This window comes from Streptomyces sp. BA2 (assembly GCF_009769735.1).
Lineage (GTDB): Bacteria > Actinomycetota > Actinomycetes > Streptomycetales > Streptomycetaceae > Streptomyces.
Genome location: NZ_WSRO01000001.1, coordinates 194,025 through 212,472, shown reverse-complemented (window position 1 = coordinate 212,472; position 18,448 = coordinate 194,025). Strand labels below are relative to the sequence as shown.

The window sequence follows — 18,448 nt, the reverse complement described above, 5'->3', positions numbered from 1 at the left end:
GAAGCCACTGATGGCAAGACCACATCGGCCACGCCCGATCCTCCCGGACCGCACAACAATTTACGGAGACCAGAGATGAGCAGACTCGCCCGCACCTTGTGCAGCCTCCATGCTGCGCTCTTCGTGCTGCTCGCGTTCTGCGCTGTGCAGCAGTTCCGATACGGCGACGTATGGGCCGCGTTCGTGTTCGCCGCGGCCTCGATCGTCCCCGTGCTTGCCGTTGCGCGTGAGACTGAGCTCGCCGTCATGCGTGAGACCGAGCTCGCCAACGGGCAGCGGGCCGTGGTCAACCGCCTCGAGCGCGCAACCCGCCGCAGATGGAGCGTCGAGGATGCCGCAGCCCTCGCTCGCGTCGAACTCGCCGCCGCCTGCTGCGAGCGCTGGTGGACATCCGCCGGCCAGAGCCACGAGACCACCTGCCGCACCTACGATCACCGGAGTGCTGCCTAATGTGAATTGAATTCAAGCGGTAAGACGCAATTGTGGCCGGGCTTCGTAAGGTCTGCAGTCACGGAAGATTGCGTCCACGACGTCGCGCCAGGGAAAACAGGGTCGAGTGATTCCGATTTCCCCCGCTTCTCCTGTTCATACCGGCTGCTGAATTCCTCGTAACCTCATTGATCTCCTCCAGTCGGCTCTCATTGTGGATTTCCGACCGCTTGCGCATTACCGATCTCCTCGGCATGTGCATCCATATCAATGGAATGCGCCCGCTGACGGAGACGATGTACAAAAACTTTCAGACACTTCGGCCCCCACCGGCCTCCGCAAGGCACCTGGACCACGCTCCGCCGTCGCGTCAGAGGTATCCCGCCTGCCCGCGCGTACCTGGGGGAAACTGACACACGGTTCAGGGAACAACGTGCCGATATGGAAACCGTCCCACGTGACGTGGTACGCCATGCCCGTTGTCAGGGCATGGCCTGGACCCGGGCGGGTGAGCGTCAACTAGCACGGGGGAGGGGGAGCGGGGCGGCGCCTACTTCGTGTCAGCTGTGCCGTGTGCCGTGTGCCGTGTGCCGTGTGCCGTGTGCCGTACCGCAATCGTGCCAGCGCGGGGGCCCGGGGGGACGCGACACGGGGGCGTGCGCCACCTAGGGCTGCAACGGCGTGCCTACTCCAGTGCGTTGCAATGGGCGACCAGCTCGGTTTCCTGCCCTTCGGCACAGAGCGAACGGCGTCTTCGTGCCGTCGAGCCACCCGCCTTCGTTGAGCTGGCGCACCACTGCGCTCAGCAGTGCGGCAGTCGTCTCGTCGGGCCAGAGGGAGGGTGCTCGCCAGAACTGCTGCCAGCTTGGCCCATGGCCATGCGCCTCTTGATAGGCATCGATCCATTGAAGAGCTTGCTCACGCCATGCAGGGTCACTGGATAACCGCATGGCGTGCCCCTGTACCGCTTTGGTTGTCGTCCACCATCTGCGTCCACGGCCGGGACTCAGCGTCTTCGTCAGGATCTCTAGCCCTCGCTCAGCTGTGATGTCCGGGCAGAGCGGGCAGTCCACCGCGGCCGCGATGGAAGCCTGCACCCGGGCGGCACGATTCTGGCGGGCGGCCTGACGCGCTTTCGTCCCTGTCTTGCTCACAGAATGCAGCTTTGCGGACTCAGCTTTCGACCTCAAGGCGGCACACGGTCCGCACGCGACCGGGCTGGTGGCACGATCGTTGCTGCCTGTTGTGAAACGCGGGCAATGAGCCATGAGCCATGGAGCATTGGGGCATGAGCCATGAGCCATGAGCCATGAGCCATGAGCCATGAGCCAGGGGGCTCGGCAACGGCGGGGGCCGCCGTTCTTGCGGCTAAACCGGATTCCCGAGCACGGCTGATGAGGTCCGCACTCACGAACGCCCCGCCGTTCGTGAGTGCAGAACCCGGGCTACTCCGCGTTGCGCAAAGGGATCGGTCTTGGCGCCCCACGTCCCATAGTCCACGATCCGGCTTGACCATATTGCGCAGCCGCCGCAGAAACAGTCGGATGGCTGAGGGCGTTATTCCACCCCGGATGCCACGAATTCAACCGGACGCTCACACGAATGAATCCCAGAGCTTCTTCGAACTGAGGGAGGTGTAAATCCCAGGCGTGCCCTGGGAGGCGCATTCCTCTCCGCCTCTACTGACGATGCCGATCTGGATTGGCTCCTCCCGGCCCGGGACCTTCCGGAGAAGAGGTCCACCGCTATCCCCCGAACATGATGCCTTGCCCATGGATCCGGCGCATATGTCAGTTTTTGCATTGAACTGGTCAGAGCCGTAACTCGTTTTGCATTCAGCTTGCGAAAGGATAGGTATTGTAACCTGCCGCAATCGATCGGGAGAATGCTCTAGAATGTCATCGGTCATTCCCCAGCCGGCGGCGACGGCCTGGGCGCCGGGACGGATCAACGCATCAGTGCCTGGAGTTGGCAGTTGGACGGTGGTGATGCCCTTAACAGGCTTGTCAAGTTCGATGAGCGCCATGTCATATCCAGGCCGCGTGGAAATTTCTTCTTGGTCGTAACTGGGATGAACTTGAAAGCTGACCGCCTGGCGTACCTGCCCCTGCTTGGAGTCAGAGAGAACGGTACGCCCCACGGCCACCCTGACATCCTCGGGTTCGAGGTGCGCTACACAGTGCGCTGCGGTCAGGATCACGTCCGGCTGGTAGAGCGTTCCTGCGCAGAACTGCTTTTTGAGTGCGCCGCCCGGGGTCTGCTTGTTAAGCAGAGCAGCCATGAAGGGGTATGCGTCGTTTGGTACCTGAGAACCGCCAACGATAGGGGAGATTATCCGGGGGCGTTCCGGGGAGGGGTTACTCGATTTTCCAGCAGGCTGAGATGCTGAAGCGCTGTCAGTGCTGACAGCGCTGGAGGCAGGAGCAGTTAATCCGAGGGTCGCAGCAACCGCAGCGGCTGTCGCGCCGAGGCTTGCCCATTTGTTTTTCATGTACATCCTTTTCTGATGCTCTGGACGGCGAGATCGGTCCCGCGACACCAACTCATCATCCATGCGTCAGACGCGTGACAAGATCAGCCCCGAGGGTTATGTCGCCATACGCCTCAAGGCTTACCTGAAACCGCTAAGTACTACCTGAGAGTCTCAAGATTCCCGTCAGTCATTCCCCGCTTCGGCCCTAACCCGGCCTCCGGGCGGGGCACTTGAGTGCCTGCAGTGAATTGCCTCGCCTCTGAACTCAGTTGATCCAGAATGATGTTGCTTGCGGACCGCGGCTTCCTCTTGTCTCTTCGCTTGTCTCCCCGTCCTTGAGGGCGGGGAGCAGGTGGAGGGGAGGTCGAACTCGCCGCCCTTGGCACCGTCGAGCCAGCATTCCCATACGTGCTCGGTGACGATGAAGGGGGCGCTGCCCGGGCCCTCGTTGTCCCGGATGGCGACGTAGCCGTTGCCCAGCAGAGCGACTTCCAGGCAGCCGCCGCCGCTGTTGGAGGCGGATGCCTTCTTCCAGGGGGCGTCGTCCGTTAGGTCGACGGATGACAGATGCCTTGTGGCGCCCCAGGCCCTCGTCAGGATCCCGTTGAGGGGCCACGGTGCGGCGGCCGTCTTCGCCGGTGTAGCCCTGAGCAGTTCGGTGATCATCGAGGACCACCATCGGGTGTCAGGGCCGAGCGTGGTACCCAGGACACAGGATGCTGTGAGCCACGTCGGCTGGCATGTGCTTGTCGCCCGCGGCAGCGCGGGATTCGGCGGCAAGGGTGGGTAGGCCAGGAGGGGCACCCGACAGCCCTGAAGGCAGCGGTGCCCCCCGTGTCACCTGGCGATCCGGGGAAACGAATCGTCCCCTGCGGGCGGAACCTGTGTCGAATGGCCGCCGGAGGGGCTTCGATTACTTGTCGCGGATAGTCGTCATAGGGGCGTGCTGCTCCTGCGACGCCATCTATGGCGCCGCTACCACCAAGCGTCAACCTTCCGTGCACCGCTGCAAGTTGCCGCGTCTCCCGGGTTCAACGAGTGAGGGTTACTGGAAGGAGCAGCCCGGGTTGGGGACGTCTTCTGACAAGGGCTTTCCGATCGGGTTGATGTACGTAACGTCAAGAACGACCGGCGTGGTTCCGCGATTCTGCCCGATGTGTACGTACCCGGGGCCGCTGGATTCTGTGATGTGGTCACCGACATGGTATGTGCCATCCGACTTGCAGGTGGAGTCGAAGTGACTCAACGTCCCCTCCTTGACGGTTCCCGACACTTGGCCATCGTGGTAGTGCCAACCAGTGCTTCCCCCGGGCTGGATTGTGATCTCGGCCCGCACGATCTCATATGTGGGTGAGGTCTCCTTCGAGATGATCTTGGCCGCAACGCCGTTGGAGGGCGTGGCTTGTGCGGTGCCAACTGTCAGGGCGAGGCCTGCGATGGCGGCTGTTATGAGTCCAGCGAATCTCTTGGCGTGCATCAGTACTCCATCAGCGTCTTGAATTGGTCGGGCTTGAGATGCCAACGCTGCGGCTCTCCGCAGGCCACTGGCACGGGACTGACTGGATCACTCAGCGCCCACCGGATGGGACGTAGACGCAACGTGGGCATTCCGTCTCGGTCATCGAGCGCACGAACGCGCCTGCCTCCCGTGACTGGTCTCTATATCTGGCACGGCGTAAGAGCGCGCGCCTGGGTATGTGGTTGCGGACGAGTCGACCAAGAATGTGCAAAATGGGTCACAGTGCCTGAAGGCAGGTGAAAGCGGGATGTCTTTCCGTTGGTTAACAACAGCGGAGTCGGCCCACGCGCTGCGATATCACCCTGCCCGTGGCGCCCCGCCTGCCTGGCCATGACAGGCATCGGCACTGCCCCGGCACAAGCAACGCATTGAAGATTCTTGAAGGCGCACGCCACTTGATCGCTCACGTAGCGGCGGCCTTGGTCTCCACCTGCGTGCAGTCCAGAGCGCGCATTCACATTGTCGGGACCAAGGCCGCCCGGGTGAGTCTGCTGCATCACGATCTCCGGCAGGGCGCGTTCGCCGAAAGGTCACGCTTCCGAGGCCGGTTCTAACCGTGCTTGTCCGCCCGGCGCCACGGTTGTCGAACAGAAAGACGTCGGTCCTTCGACCTCACTGAGGACGCCCGGGCCGCCTGGCCCGGCGCCGCGCCGCCCGCCACCGCTGATGAACGGGATCGCGGGTTCCGGCCGCCACTGGGGTGCTCAGCGCCGCGTGCACCTCCGGCGCGAGCGCGCCGAACGCTCGTGGCCCGAAAAGCCCCCTCCACGCCGACCGTACGCACCCCTGTATCTTGGTCGCATTCCCCATGTAAAGGATATCTCTGTGCGAATCCGACATGCGACGTCTGCGTTAGTCGCCACATCCGCCGCGCTCCTGCTCTTCGGTGCCGCTGCCGTGCCCTCCGTCGCCCAGCCGCAGGCCCCGGCCGCCGTGCCTTCTGCCGTTCACGGACTTACCCCGCTGACCGACCTATTCGCCGAGCGGCTGCTGATCGCCGACAAGGTGGCCGCTGCCAAGTACGGATCCGGCCGGCCGATCGACGATCCCGCGCGAGAGCAGAAGATTCTCGATGACGTCGCCGCCCGAGCCCTCGCACTCGGGCTGGCTCCCGACGCAGCGGTCGCCGTCTTCCGGGACCAGATGGAAGCGAACAAGCTGGTGCAGCGCGGGCTGTACACGCGCTGGGACGAGCATCCCGACGAGCGCCCCGCCCAACGGCCGGACCTCGACAAGGAGGTCCGCCCGGCGCTCGATCGCATCACCACGCAGATACTCACCACTCTGGTGGCGACACAGGACGTGCGCAACTCGCCGTCGTGCGAGCTGCGGCTGTACGGTGCGGCCGCCAGGTCGGCCTACGACCATAAGCTGGATGTCCTGCATTTGAAGGGGCTGGAGCGGGCGTTGCCCTCGGCGTGCACAGGTCCCTAGCCCACACCTGACTGCTCATACAGCTCGCCGTCACGAGTTCGCCGCGAATACGAGCCGAACACCCTCGTGCTATCCGCGTGCGCGCCGGCAGCTACTTCCTGACAGGGGATGCAGCGAGCCGATCGCACCAGGTACGGTACGCGGTCACCTGGTGGACGCCGTAGAACGTCCAGGTGAGCCCCCGGGGCATGGCTGGCCTCGGGGGCTCGGGACATGAGGGAGGCCCGCCACGTCAGTGGCGCGGCCCCTGCTTCCGATCACGCCAGGCCTTGCCCATGCCGCCGTCGTCCGCCTTGGCATCGTCGAACTCGACCCGCTCTTTGCGGACGGTGTCGGAGACCTCTTCAGTTTCGGTGACCTTCTCGACCTCCAGGCGCACACGTTCGACCGCCACGGCTTCCTTGCGTACGACCGGCTTTTCAGCGTGCAAGGTCACTTCCGTCTGGGCGTCGCCGATATCGGCGTTGACGTCCTCCCCTTCCGCGATGGGCTCACGGACGACGCGGACTTCCTCATGGGAGACGGGCACGGATCTGGTCACGTCCTCGGTGACGACCACTTTGCGGAGTCGGGCGTGGCCCACTTCCTCCTCTCTGGTGCCCACGTGCAGACGCTCCTCGGAGCGCACCATCTCGTGAGCCTCGCTGTCGGCAGCGGGTCCCGAGCGGGTGGCGAACTCACGCGCCTCGTGTCCTTGCCCCGCGCCAGCCGCGCCGACGATGCCTTCAGTTTCCCTAGCTGTCTGCTCGTCAGCACTCCAGGTGCTCCTGACCGACGCCGTGTCGAGGTTTCCGGCCGTGCCACGAGTGGCTTCGGCAGTGCTGTCCAGGCCGTAGTGAGCGTAGAGCTGATGCTCCAGAGTGGGCTCGAGGCCTTGGCCGACGTCCGCGGTCGACGCACCCTTCACGGCCTCTTTGGTGGCCATCACGTGCAAAGCGTCCTGTTGAAGGCGTGCTCCGTCGAGTGGCACGAAGCTCTCCTTCGTTCCGAACAGGCCGGTCTTGACCGTCACCCATCCGGCATGACCGCTGTGGGCGTCGAGATACACCCGCTCGACGCTGCCGATCTTCTCGCCGTTTCGGTCATAGGCCGTCAGGCCCTTGAGCATTTCCGGGTTGGTTAAGCCTGCGTCATCCTGTGTCATGGGTCATCACTCCCTCAATCAGCGCGCGACGGGCGGGAGACGCCACGGGCGGCGCACGCTGGCTTCCATAGCGCTCCGCGCGGGTCTACGGCGCAAGGCGAGGAGCCGCACAATGAGTGACCGCCCATGGGGGAAAGCCCTTCGCCCTGGCGGCCGAGGGCCGATTCGACCGCTCTCCAGCCCCCCTCGCCCGTAGGGCCATTCGAGTGAATGACTGGAGTCTGCAATGGGTGGCGCCGGGTCAGCGTCTCTCGACGCCGGAGACAGTGAGCTGCGCCGGAGCCCGCGAAGCCCACCCCCGCCACTGACAGCGTCGGTGTCGGCCGCTCAGCACTGTCTGGCGCCGCCGACGGCATCTCACTCCGGCCTTGCACTCACCCGACACACGCTGACGCCCTGTCAGCTGGCACCAACTCGGAGATCGCGCCTATGAAGGAGCTCCGCCCCGGCGTGTGTCCGCCGCCGTGCGCAGCGCTGTTCCGCCGCTGCCGCGCGCAGCTCCGGATAGCCGGCCAGGAACGCTTGCCTCAGTCTTCAGGATCCGCGCTGGCCGGGTTGAAGACCAGCTCGAACAGACATGAGGCGGGCGGCGTTCTTCTCTCTGGCGAGCGGTGTCCGCACGGGGTGCAGGCGTACGTTCGTTCTGAGGGGGCAGGTGCGTGCTTGGCTCTCGCGCCGCCTTGCGCACAGTCCATCGCGGTGTAGCCGTCGCCCTCGCTACCGCCCGACAAGATCGCCAACAGAGTCACGGCATTAGGGCTCCTGCGTGTCTCAGTCGGTGGGGTGACCGGCGGCAAGGTCCGCTTAAGGTGTGTCGTCGGATAAGTCCGTGAAGACTGTCTTAGGGTGATTCCGTGAGGACAGAGACGCGACTCTGCAACGACTTACCACCCTCCCGCGTCCTGGGAAGCCGACAGGACATGTTCCAGTTTCCGCTTCCGCGCAGTACGGGTCCTGGGCCTCTCCGTCACTACTTCCAGCACCTGGAAGACGTGTTCAGCCGAGAGGAGCCCCGCCGCCACGCGTATAAGTACGTGTGCTGGCTGCTTTCCCAACCCATGCCGCTGGGTAGCGAGGACGGCCGCAATCGGTTGTTGACCACCGCTCGGTGGGACGAGGACAAGGTACGGGACCGGGTGCGCGACCTGGTGGTCGGGCACCTGGCCACCAGGGACACCTCATTGGTCATCGCCGAAGAGGGCTTCATCAAGAAGGGAAGCAGTTCGGCCGGCGTGAGCCGTCAGTACTGCACGACGTCTCGCCGTGTCGAGAACTGCCAGATCGGTGTGTTCTTACTGAGCAAGGATGCCCTGGGGAACACCATGGCGATCGACCGGGAACTGCTGATACCGCCCCCGTGGGCGGACAGCCTCGCAGCTCGCCGACAGGCTGGCATCCCCGACAAGCGCCAATGCCTCTCCCGCGAGGAAACCGCCCTCGTCATGATCAGCCGGGCGCTCGACAGCGGGGTGCCCGCACGCTGGGTGATGGCCGATACGCCCTACTACGGCGACAGCGTGGAGTTCCGCAGCGCTCTGGAACGCCGACGTATGCCCTATGCACTGGCCAGCAATCACAACGGGCCCTTGGTATGGCAGCAGACCGTCCCTGACGGCTACATCCGCTGGCAGTTCGCACGCCGCGAGGGAGGCTCGTACCTGTGCTATGCCCCGGCTCGCACCGCTCTCGGCGAGTGCGCCGAAGCTGCGGCCTCCGCCGGCTATGCCGTGCGGGCCCACTTCGCCTCCGCGCGGGAAGAGGCAGGACTTGACCGCTACTCCGCCCGCAAATGGCGGGCCTGGTACCGGCACATGACGCTTGCCATGTTCGCGCACGCCGTGCTGCGCATCACCGCCAACCCTCCTGCCCTCCCCCTGCCGAACTAAGGAGATCACGTGCGTTCCCGCCAACTGAATGTAGAAGGTGTCGTCGAGTTCATCCCGAAGATCCATGAGGATCAACGGGGATCCTTCGTTTCCCCCTTCACCGGGGAAGCGCTCGCTGCGCACGTCGGCCGGGAGTCCTTTCCCGCCGCGCAGCTCAGCTACAGCACCTCACAGCGCGGCACGGTGCGAGGAGTTCACTTCACGCAGTGCCCGCCTGGCATGGCCAAGTTCGTGTGCTGTCTGAGCGGTGAGTTACAAGACTTCGTCGTGGACTTGCGCACGGGATCTCCCACCTTCGGACGCTGCGACACCACTGTGCTGAGCGGCACGACGATGCGGGCGCTGTACATCCCGCCCGGTGTGGGCCACGGCTTCGCTGCGCTCTGCGATGGCACCGTCATGTCGTACATGATGTCCGGCACCTACGCACCCACCTATGAACTCGCGCTGTCCCCGCTCGACCCCGACCTGGCGCTGCCGCTCCCGGACGGGGTCGATCTGTTGTTGTCGGAGCGGGATCGCCTGGCCCCTACCCTGAAGGAGCTCGACGAGCGCGGCCTGCTCCCCGATTACGACGTAGCGCGCCGCATCGACGCTGCCCGATGAGAGGTGCCTTGGCACCGGGCACGGCCAGCCAGCGCAGATCCGACCGGCCCGATCCAGCGTCCCCCGCGCAGCGACCGTGTCGCTCGGCCACTTGAGGTGAGCCAGCACGCCCAGCAGGCTGCTGAAGATGTAGGGGTTCTGGCCCCGGCCCGGATGGGCCGGGACCAGACTCGTTGGCATGCAGGGGAACGACGCCCGCGGCCCGAGGAGCCCGATGCGTGCGAAGTCCGCCGGGAGTTGATCCCGCAGCGGACTGCAGCACTCGCATGACCCCCGCCGCGTATTCACCGCCGTGCGCCGGGGTGTCGTCGCGCTGCCAGCGCCGGAACAGGTCGTAAGTCGCCCGGACCCACACCGGAACCAGCGGCCAAACCCCAGCCAGCCGCGTCAACTCACGGTCGGGATGGCGTGTCGGACATGAGCTTGGCGAGCCGTTTCTGCGCGGGTCTTTGCTGCTTTGACTCGTGCGCCAGAACGGCGGAACCCTGTGCGGGCACCACTCATGTGTGTTCCCGAACAGGGTCCGATGTGCCGATCGGTATGCGCGCTCAGGTGAGCCATGCGTCCGGGGCCGCCCCGCCGTGGCCGACCGGCGGGAACAACTTCTCGAGTCGGGCGGTTTCCTCGTCCGACAGGGGCGAGTCCAGCGCCTGCAGCGCGTCCTTGATGTGGGCGCAGGTGCGCGGACCGATGACCGTGGAGGTCACCCCGGGCCGGGACATCACCCAGGCGAGGCCGACCTGCGCCGGATCACGTCCGAACTCCGCGCACATCTGCTCATACTCCTCGATCGTGCTGCGCATCGTGCCAAGCGCCGCCGCGGCCCGCCCCTGCCCCGACTTGACCGCGCAACCCTCGGCGCTCTTCCGCAGGACGCCGCTGAGCAGGCCGCCGTGCAGAGGGGACCAGGGCAGCACGGCCACCCCGTATGCGCGCGCCGCGGGCAGCAGTTCCAGCTCCGGGTAGCGCACCGCGAGGTTGTACAGGCACTGTTCGGACACCACACCCAGGAAGTGCCGTGCCCGCGCCGCCTCCTGGGCCGTGGCGAGGTCCCAGCCCGCGAAGTTGGACGAGCCGACGTAGCGCACCTTTCCCTGCTGAACCAGGAGTTCCATGGCCTGCCAGACCTCATCCCAGCCGACGTCCCGGTCCACGTGGTGCATCTGGTACAGGTCGATCCAGTCGGTGCCGAGTCGGCGCAGTGACGCCTCGCAGGCTGAGACGATATGCCGTGCTGACAGTCCCTGTTCGTTGAGGCCGTCGCTCATGGGGTTGCCCACCTTGGTGGCCAGCACCACCTCATCGCGCAGAGACGGGCGGGACGCCAGCCACCTGCCGATGACGTCTTCGGTGTAGCCCTTGTACTCGCGCCAGCCGTACATGTTCGCGGTGTCCACGAAGTTGATTCCGCTGTCGACCGCGTAGTCCAACAGCTCTCGCGCCTCGGGCTCCACCACTCGGCCACCGAAGTTCACCGTGCCGAGACAGATGCGGCTGACCCGCAGCCCGGTACGGCCCAGCCTGGTGTAGAGCTGATTTTCGCTGCTGGCAGCGCTCATCGAAGGCCTCCGGAGGACAGAGAACGCAGACAGGCCAGCATGCTGCGAGCCTGCATATTGAGGTAATGACTGTGCTGGGTCAGTTCTTCGAGCTGTCCCAGCGTCAACCATCGGAACCCCGGGGGCTCCGGTAGCCTCTCGGTCTCCACCACGAGATGCCTGTTTCCGGTGTGATAGAAGCGCCCGCCCTCGTCGGACAGTGCGGTGTCGAACCGGATGGAGTCAGCTGGGGCATTCTGCACCAGATCGAAGAAGGGCGGCCGTTCCTCGGGCGGCAGATGGGTGCATTCATCCGGAGTGCACTGCACCGTGGGCGCCAGCTCGGCGGCGTCCCTGAGCCCGGGCTCCGCCCGCAGCTGCATCAGAACATGCAGCACACCGCCTACCCGGGTGACGGCAAACGCCAGCAATCCCAGGGCTTTGTCCCGGAACATGGGCTGACACCACTGGGCGACCTCCCGGCCCACTGCTTCCACCCGAACGCCGATCACCTCGAACTGCCGGCCGGACTGATGGCTGAGGCGACCGCCGGAGAACTCCCACTCGGCGAGTTCGTCCAGACGGACAGTGCGTACGAGCATCTCCTCGTGCGTCCTCGCCTCGGTGATCCAGCTCAGGACGTCCACCAGCGGATGCAGCGCAGAGTTGTCCGACGCCATGGGGAGTGCCGACGGTGCCGCGAATTCGCCGTCGTCCCCGGGGAGGTGACCGCTCTCCAGGGGGAGGCAGGCGAGCACGGAACGGGTGTCCATGTTCACCAGATCCTCGACGGCCAGCAGCCGGTGCAACTGGCCGAGCGTGAGCCACATGAACCCGTCCTGGGCTTCGACGGGCTCTGCAGTTTCCACGATCATGTTCCGGTTCCGTTTGCGCAGGAACCTCGCGCCCTGCTCGGACTGGCGTACGTCGGCGATGACCCGCCGCCGCGCCGGATCCTGGAAGAACTCCAGGTACGGCACACGCCGACCGCCGTGGACACCCGTGTAATTGCTCCTGGTCGCCTGGACCGTGGGGGAGAGCTGAATGCCGTTGCGGTTACCCGGCTCTGCCTTGAGCTGTGCGAGGAAGTGCGGGATCCCGTCGATGTCCCTCATCAGGAAACCCAGAATTCCGGTTTCCGGCTGATTGATAATGGGCTGCCCCCACGGTTCGGCGGGACCAGGAGGCGTCACCTGGAGGCCCTCGACAGAGAAGAATCTGCCGCTTTCATGAACGATGGAACCCGAATTCCTGTCGTAATGCCAGCCGTTCAGGCGGTCGAGTGGCACCGCTTCGGTGACGGTGAAGACGCGTTCGCGTGTGTCCTTCAGCGCGTGATCGAATCCCGTCAGGTCCGGCACCGTGCGGGCCGACTCGACGAGTCTGCGTGCCAACGTCTGGCGGCATTGCGCCGTGGGAACAGGGGCGGACTGCGCGGCAGGCAGGGTGATCATCGGTACTCCAGTCTCGGCCGCTGAATGAGCCGGTCACACCAGGCATGGGGTCGTGCGGAAGTGCGTGAACCGTTGATGACGCTGTCAGCCGTCCCAACCACCGTCAATTCAGGGGAAGAAGAGACCATCGCAACTGCGGAAACTGCTCCCGGATTCGCAATGTGGCGCCTAGTTCCGCACCTACGGGCGGAAGTCAGGCACGGACACACGGCGATATCCACTGGCCCTGGCCGATCGTTTTGCCAAGGTCATCTGGGCGCCAGCCAATCGCGAGCTGTCGCGCCCCCCAGGTCCTGCTGCGACGTCCTGTGGGCGTGTAGTCCTCGTACCACTTGAGCGTTCCGCGCTTGCGGCGCCTCGGAATGTGGACCCTGGAAAGCCGAACCCCTCGCGCAGGCACACCAGTTGGTTCTAGGACTTTCGAATGCCACGAACCCATCAGTATGGGGAACCTGGGCGTCGCTCGAGCAGAGCGTGATGGAGACCATGCCGAGGCCAGCAATTTCGATGCATGAGTCCTTTCACCTCTGGAGATGCCGACCGTTTCCACCTTCGAATAAGTGTCGTCAACTTCATCCCGCTTCCTGTGCTCCTTCGGAGCTAGGATCCCTGAGGAGGGCGATCACGGGGTGATTGCCTGGCCTTGTTCTGCCCAGTCGGCATCGAAACAGCCAGCCGCCTGCGCCCATTACACAAGACGAGAAGGATTGAAACCTGTGAGAGGCATCATCCTTGCTGGAGGGACTGGTTCACGCCTATTACCGGCGACTCTCGGGGTCAGTAAACAGCTGATGCCGGTCTACGACAAGCCGATGATCTACTACCCCCTCTCGACACTGCTGCTGGCGGGCATGTCGGAGATCCTGGTGATTACCACACCGGACGACGAGGCGTCCTTCCAGAAGACGCTTGGGGACGGAAGCCGTTTCGGGATCAACCTCCAGTATGCCGTGCAGAAATCACCTGACGGTCTGGCGCAGGCTTTCAGCATCGCTGCCGACTTTATCGGTGACCAGCCGGTGGCGCTGATCCTTGGGGACAATCTCTTCTACGGCCCAGGCATGGGCTCGAAACTGCGTGCCCATGCCAATCCAGACGGCGCCGTAATTTTCGGCCAGTGGGTGGACGATCCCACGGCTTACGGCGTGGTCGAGTTCGACTCCGAGGGAAGAGTCCTGTCCTTGGAGGAGAAACCGCAACAGCCCAAGAGCCACTACGCGGTGCCGGGCCTGTACTTCTATGACGCCGACGTCGTCCACGAGGCTGCGCAGCTGAGTCCCTCGGCACGCGGAGAGCTGGAGATCACCGACCTGAACCGGCGCTACCTCGAGCAAGGGCGGCTCCGTGTAGAGATCATGCCGCGCGGAACGGCCTGGCTGGACACAGGAACCTTCGGCTCCCTGAGTGACGCCTCCAATTTCATCCGAACCATCGAGGCGCGGCAGGGGCTCTCCGTTGGCTGCCCTGAGGAGATTGCCTGGCGCGTGGGACTCCTCTCCGCTGACGAGTTGCGCAAGGTTGCCCAGCCTCTAGTGAAGAGCGGCTACGGAGAATATCTGGAAGGGCTACTGAGGACCTGATGAACTCGGGTTCGCGCGCCGTCAGCATGACGTACGGCACGGGCATTTCGCACAACACCTGCATGGGATGGAAATGAGATACCTGATCACCGGAGGCGCTGGGTTCATCGGCGCCAATTTCGTCCATTACCTCGTGGAACATACAGACGCCCATGTCACCGTGCTGGACAAGTTCACGTACGCAGCCAGTGCAGCTTCCCTCGCCGACCTGCCGGGGAACCGTCTCACGGTGGTGAGAGGGGACATCTGCGACGAGGGGCTTGTCGACTCGCTCACACGTAGCTGCCATGCCGTGGTGCACTTCGCGGCTGAATCCCACAACGACAACTCGCTGGAGGACCCTTCGCCGTTCGTGCGAAGCAACTTAGTGGGGACTTACACGCTGCTCGAGGCTGTACGCCGCCACGCTGTCCGTTTCCACCATGTCTCTACGGACGAGGTTTTCGGTGACCTCGACCTGGACGACTCCACACGTTTCACCGAACAGACCCCGTACAACCCCTCCAGCCCGTATTCGTCCACGAAAGCCGGATCCGACCTGCTCGTGCGGGCCTGGGTGAGATCGTTTGGCGTGACTGCCACACTGAGCAACTGCTCCAACAACTACGGGCCGTTCCAGCACGTGGAGAAGTTCATTCCGCGCCAGATCACCAATCTCATCGATGGCGTGCCGCCCCGGCTTTACGGCTCGGGCCGAAACGTCCGCGACTGGATCCACACGGGGGACCACTCCCGCGCCGTCATGGCGATCCTGGAAAAGGGTGTGTCCGGCGAGACTTACCTGATCGGTGCGGACGGAGAGCAGGACAACCTCTCGGTCGTGCGCGAGTTGCTACGGATCTTCGGGCGCTCGGAGGACTGGTTCGAGCACGTCGCGGACCGGCCCGGCCATGACCTGCGCTATGCCATCGACTCCTCGAAGCTGCGCAGGGAGCTCGGCTGGGAGCCCGGCCATCACGATTTCCGGGAAGGCCTGGAAGACACGGTGCGGTGGTACCGGGAGCACGAGGAGTGGTGGCGCCCCCAGAAGGCGGCGGCCGAGGCACGGTACCGGAGCCAGGAGGTCGCCCGATGAGCGGGGTATCGGTGACAGGAACCAGTATTGACGGGCTCATCCTCCTTGAGCTGCCGGTGTCCGGCGACATCCGTGGGGGGATCGAGGAGAAGTGGCAGCGGGAGAAGATGGTGGCTCTCGGGCTGCCGGATTTCCGACCGGTCCAACAGCACATGACCTTCAACGACAGCGTCGGCGTCACCCGTGGCGTGCACGCCGAGCCCTGGGACAAGCTCGTCTGCGTCTCCGGGGCGGGACGCGTCTTCGGCGCCTGGGTGGATCTGCGCCCCGGGCCTGGCTTCGGACAGGTCTTCACCACCGAGCTCACCTCCGAGCGCGCAATCTACGTTCCCCGCGGCGTCGGCAACGCCTTCCAGATCCTGGAGGCCGGCACCGCCTATTCGTGTCTGGTCAACGAGCACTGGTCGGCCGAGGCGAAGGAACAGGGCACGTTCGTGAACCTCGGTGACCCACAGTTGGGCATTTCCTGGCGCATTCCCCTCGAGCAGGCAGTCATCTCTGAGGCGGACCGCGAGCACCCAGCCCTGCGCGCCGTCGCGCCGATGGCGCCATGGCGCACGCTGGTATTGGGCGCTGGCGGGCTGCTCGGGCGTGCACTGCGCAAGGAGTTCGCCGGCCAGGACTCGGTGTGCTTCTTGGGGCGGGACGAGTGCGACATCGCGGATCGTGCCGCGGTGGGAGCGCTCGACCTCACCGGGGTCGGCGCGGTGATCAACGCGGCCGCGTACACGGATGTCGACGCCGCCGAGACCCCGGAGGGCAGGCAGGCGGCGTGGGCCGTCAACGTGACGGGCGTGGCCGCGCTGGCGGCGCGATGCGAGGAGGCAGGGGCGACCTTCGTTCATGTCTCCAGCGAGTACGTCTTCGACGGGACGGGCGTTGGCCCCTACGCGGAGGAGGCAGCGCTGTGCCCGCTGGGTGTGTACGGGCAGACCAAGGCCGCCGGTGAGGCCGCGGTCTCGGCGATCGAACGGCACTACATCGTGCGTACCAGCTGGGTGGTGGGCGACGGGCCCAACTTCGTGTCCTCGATGGCCGACCTGGCCCGTCGGGGCGTCTCTCCCAAGGTGGTTTCTGATCAGGTCGGGCGGCTCACCTCCTCGTCGACCCTCGCGGCCGCTATCCGGCACCTCCTCAAGTCCCGCCCCGCCTATGGGATCTACAACGTCACGGGCGCCGGTGAGCCGCTGAGCTGGGCGGCCATCGCCGAGCTGGTTTTCGCGCGGCTGGGGCGGGACTGTCGGGACGTGGCCCATATCAGTGCCGAGGAGTACGGGCGAGGGCAGCAGATGGCCCCGCGGCCGGAGAACTCGGTCCTGGACCTCACCAAGATCTCGGACTGCGGGTTCGAACCGCCTGCTCACACCCTCGCCATTACAGCGGTCCTCGACGGCCCCGTCACCGAGCACGCCCGGCTTGCCCTGCCCACTGGTGAGAGCCGTCCGCTCCCGGCACCGGAAGGCGCCTGGGTGCTGATCGTGGCCGACGGATGCACATCGGAGCGGGAGGTGACCCCGGTGCTCCAGCAGCTCGCTGCCGGCCGGGACCTGCCGATCGTGATGGCGGTCATTGGTGATCGCGACCGCTGGCTTCGGCTGGGGCAGGTGTATGGCGACGTGCTCAGCATCCGCGAGGGCTTCGCGGACCTCGCGGCGATGCACGCCTACCTTTCCTCGGTCCCGGCACCGGCCGCCGTCTTCGAGCTCACCGGCTCGAGCAAACTGTTCAAGCGACAGCTCGGCGAGAACCTCCCGTTCTACCTCACGCCCGGCGGCTACTACGACGTCAGGATCCCCGAGGAGGAGCCCGCCGGCTACCTCGACCAAGCCGGCCCCGATGTGTGCCAGGCATTGCTACGCGCCTTCACCGCCTCCGGGGCGGGCTCGCAGCGGGAGGCCGCGGACGTAGTGCGGCTGGGGAGGAACATCCTCGAGGTCTCGGCAGGCAAGAACCGGTTGGTGGCCAAGACGGCCATGGCCTGCTGGCGCAAGCTGCGGGACGCCGCCGCGACCCAGGTCCTCGACTCCAAATACGGCAGTAGCTGGGGCGAGGAAGTCTCGGTCCTACCGGCCTCCGAATTCAAGGTGAGGTCGGTGCTGACAACCAACCGGCACGCGGATCGCTTCGTCGACCGCTGTACGCTGCCCGCCATCCACACCCGGCGCTACTCGCAGGCCGAGTGCAGCTACGGGCAGATTCTGACGTACGGTGACAAATTCCTGCCGGACACATTCCGAAAGCCTAAGCGTCGCCAGGCCAACAACCGGCTCGACGATCTCTCCCCGGAATTCGCCCGCGCGATCGTGCCAACCACCGTCCAACGCGCACGGGGTGCCTACCTGTATGTGGATACGGAGTTCCCCGATCACTTCGGCCACCTCACCACGGATGTACTTGGCAGGCTCTCCGCCTACCCGGAGCTGCGCCAGGAGGTCCCCGGGCTGGGCATCGTCCTGAGCTCCGAGGGCCCCGCGTGGGTGCTGGAGATCCTGGACGCCCTCGACATCCCGGCCGAACGCAGGTTGCTGATCCAGCCCGGCGAGACCTGGCGGGTGGACGAGCTGTGGACCCGCACCCCGGCCATGAGCCACCCGCTCTGGATCCTCCCGTCGTTCGGCGACTTCTGGATGGAGCTGAAAGAGCGGCTGGTGGGTGACCACGTGCCGACGGGGCGTCCGGTGTTCTCCACGCGCGTGCCGGGGGGAAGACGTTCGTGCACGCGCATCGCCGAGGTGGAGCGCCTGTTCGAGAAGACTGGATTCGAGATCCTCCTCCCCGACAAGCTCTCCTTCACCCAGCAGGTGCGCCGGTTCGCCGCCGCGCCCGCCGTGGCCGGGTTCGGCGGCAGCAACACGTTCCAGATGATGTTCTCGCCGCCTGGCCAGCGGATCGTGGTGACCGGGGATTCCTACACGGCCCGGAATGAATACTTCATCGCCGCCGTGAGTGCCAGCCCGATCCACTACTCGTATCACGACTCGGAGATCCAGCATCCGAAGAACGGCTGGAGCGTGAGGGCGTTCCATTCCAACTTCGGCTTCGACCTGGATGCTGATCCTCAGTTGCTCCAGGTGCTGCGCGATAGTTGACCACCGATGCGGGTCCGGGACGCCTCGCGAAGCGCGCTGTGTCCGGGCACCCCTCTGGAGGGCACCGTCGGTCGGTGAGGGGCTCTCATCGTGTTGGTCACGGGGTCGGGCGCATGCGCCCGACCCCGTGACAGGCCCCGGCTACCGGTCGCTGCGCGGGTGAGCTCGCTCCGGCGTCCGAGGATCAGGGATGGATAGTTTCGCTGTCGTTGTCGCTCCAG

At 65.2% G+C, this 18,448-nt stretch carries 13 protein-coding genes; 7 read left to right on the top strand and 6 right to left on the bottom strand.

What is annotated here, in order from left to right; genetic code table 11:
- Nucleotides 1-75: 75 nt before the first annotated feature.
- Nucleotides 76-450 carry a hypothetical protein gene (locus E5671_RS00895; RefSeq protein ID WP_160501919.1) on the top strand — a complete coding sequence of 125 codons (375 nt, stop codon included), beginning with the start codon at nucleotides 76-78 and terminating at the stop codon, nucleotides 448-450.
- 1,573 nt (nucleotides 451-2,023) lie between these two features.
- Here the strand turns inward: E5671_RS00895 and E5671_RS00890 are convergent.
- The 3 genes from E5671_RS00890 to E5671_RS00880 all read right to left on the bottom strand — a co-directional run bounded on the left by E5671_RS00890 (nucleotide 2,024) and on the right by E5671_RS00880 (nucleotide 4,379).
- Nucleotides 2,024-2,920 (bottom strand): S1 family peptidase, encoded by an 897-nt coding sequence (locus tag E5671_RS00890; protein ID WP_272902795.1) that lies wholly within the window; start codon nucleotides 2,918-2,920, stop codon nucleotides 2,024-2,026.
- Nucleotides 2,921-3,085: 165 nt separating this feature from the next.
- Nucleotides 3,086-3,568, bottom strand: a complete 483-nt coding sequence (locus E5671_RS00885; RefSeq protein WP_160501918.1) for a DUF397 domain-containing protein — start codon at nucleotides 3,566-3,568, stop codon at nucleotides 3,086-3,088.
- A gap of 379 nt (nucleotides 3,569-3,947) precedes the next feature.
- The gene (locus E5671_RS00880; RefSeq protein ID WP_160501917.1) at nucleotides 3,948-4,379 is read right to left on the bottom strand and encodes a cupin domain-containing protein; all 432 of its coding nucleotides are present in this window, start codon (nucleotides 4,377-4,379) and stop codon (nucleotides 3,948-3,950) included.
- Nucleotides 4,380-5,246: 867 nt separating this feature from the next.
- Here E5671_RS00880 and E5671_RS00875 point away from each other — a divergent pair.
- Nucleotides 5,247-5,855, top strand: a complete 609-nt coding sequence (locus tag E5671_RS00875; RefSeq protein WP_336605613.1) for a chorismate mutase — start codon at nucleotides 5,247-5,249, stop codon at nucleotides 5,853-5,855.
- A gap of 232 nt (nucleotides 5,856-6,087) precedes the next feature.
- On the opposite strand, the gene E5671_RS00870 is transcribed toward E5671_RS00875, so the two are convergent.
- Nucleotides 6,088-6,999: a DUF2382 domain-containing protein gene (locus E5671_RS00870; RefSeq protein WP_160501915.1), complete on the bottom strand. Its 912-nt coding sequence runs from the start codon at nucleotides 6,997-6,999 to the stop codon at nucleotides 6,088-6,090.
- Nucleotides 7,000-7,919: 920 nt separating this feature from the next.
- Here E5671_RS00870 and E5671_RS00865 point away from each other — a divergent pair.
- A complete protein-coding gene (locus E5671_RS00865) occupies nucleotides 7,920-8,885 on the top strand; it encodes an IS701 family transposase (protein ID WP_443032535.1) in 966 nt (321 codons plus the stop codon).
- A 9-nt stretch (nucleotides 8,886-8,894) separates the two neighbouring features.
- Nucleotides 8,895-9,491 (top strand): dTDP-4-dehydrorhamnose 3,5-epimerase family protein, encoded by a 597-nt coding sequence (locus E5671_RS00860; RefSeq protein WP_160501913.1) that lies wholly within the window; start codon nucleotides 8,895-8,897, stop codon nucleotides 9,489-9,491.
- A gap of 548 nt (nucleotides 9,492-10,039) precedes the next feature.
- Here the strand turns inward: E5671_RS00860 and E5671_RS00855 are convergent.
- Nucleotides 10,040-11,050, bottom strand: coding sequence for an aldo/keto reductase (locus E5671_RS00855; RefSeq protein ID WP_160501912.1), 1,011 nt, complete (start codon nucleotides 11,048-11,050; stop codon nucleotides 10,040-10,042).
- Complete coding sequence (locus tag E5671_RS00850; RefSeq protein ID WP_160501911.1) at nucleotides 11,047-12,483, bottom strand: NDP-hexose 2,3-dehydratase family protein; 1,437 nt, start codon at nucleotides 12,481-12,483, stop codon at nucleotides 11,047-11,049. The genes E5671_RS00855 and E5671_RS00850 overlap by 4 nt, the downstream gene beginning before the upstream one ends.
- Nucleotides 12,484-13,199: 716 nt before the next feature.
- Between E5671_RS00850 and rfbA the strand changes: the two genes are divergently transcribed.
- From rfbA to E5671_RS00835, 3 genes are all read left to right on the top strand, one after another.
- Complete coding sequence (gene rfbA / locus E5671_RS00845; RefSeq protein WP_160501910.1) at nucleotides 13,200-14,063, top strand: glucose-1-phosphate thymidylyltransferase RfbA; 864 nt, start codon at nucleotides 13,200-13,202, stop codon at nucleotides 14,061-14,063.
- 73 nt (nucleotides 14,064-14,136) lie between these two features.
- On the top strand, nucleotides 14,137-15,138 hold the full coding sequence (rfbB, locus tag E5671_RS00840; protein WP_202120923.1) for a dTDP-glucose 4,6-dehydratase: 1,002 nt from the start codon (nucleotides 14,137-14,139) through the stop codon (nucleotides 15,136-15,138).
- Complete coding sequence (locus tag E5671_RS00835) at nucleotides 15,135-18,227, top strand: sugar nucleotide-binding protein (RefSeq protein ID WP_160501908.1); 3,093 nt, start codon at nucleotides 15,135-15,137, stop codon at nucleotides 18,225-18,227. Before rfbB ends, E5671_RS00835 begins: the two co-directional genes overlap by 4 nt.
- Nucleotides 18,228-18,448: the final 221 nt, after the last annotated feature.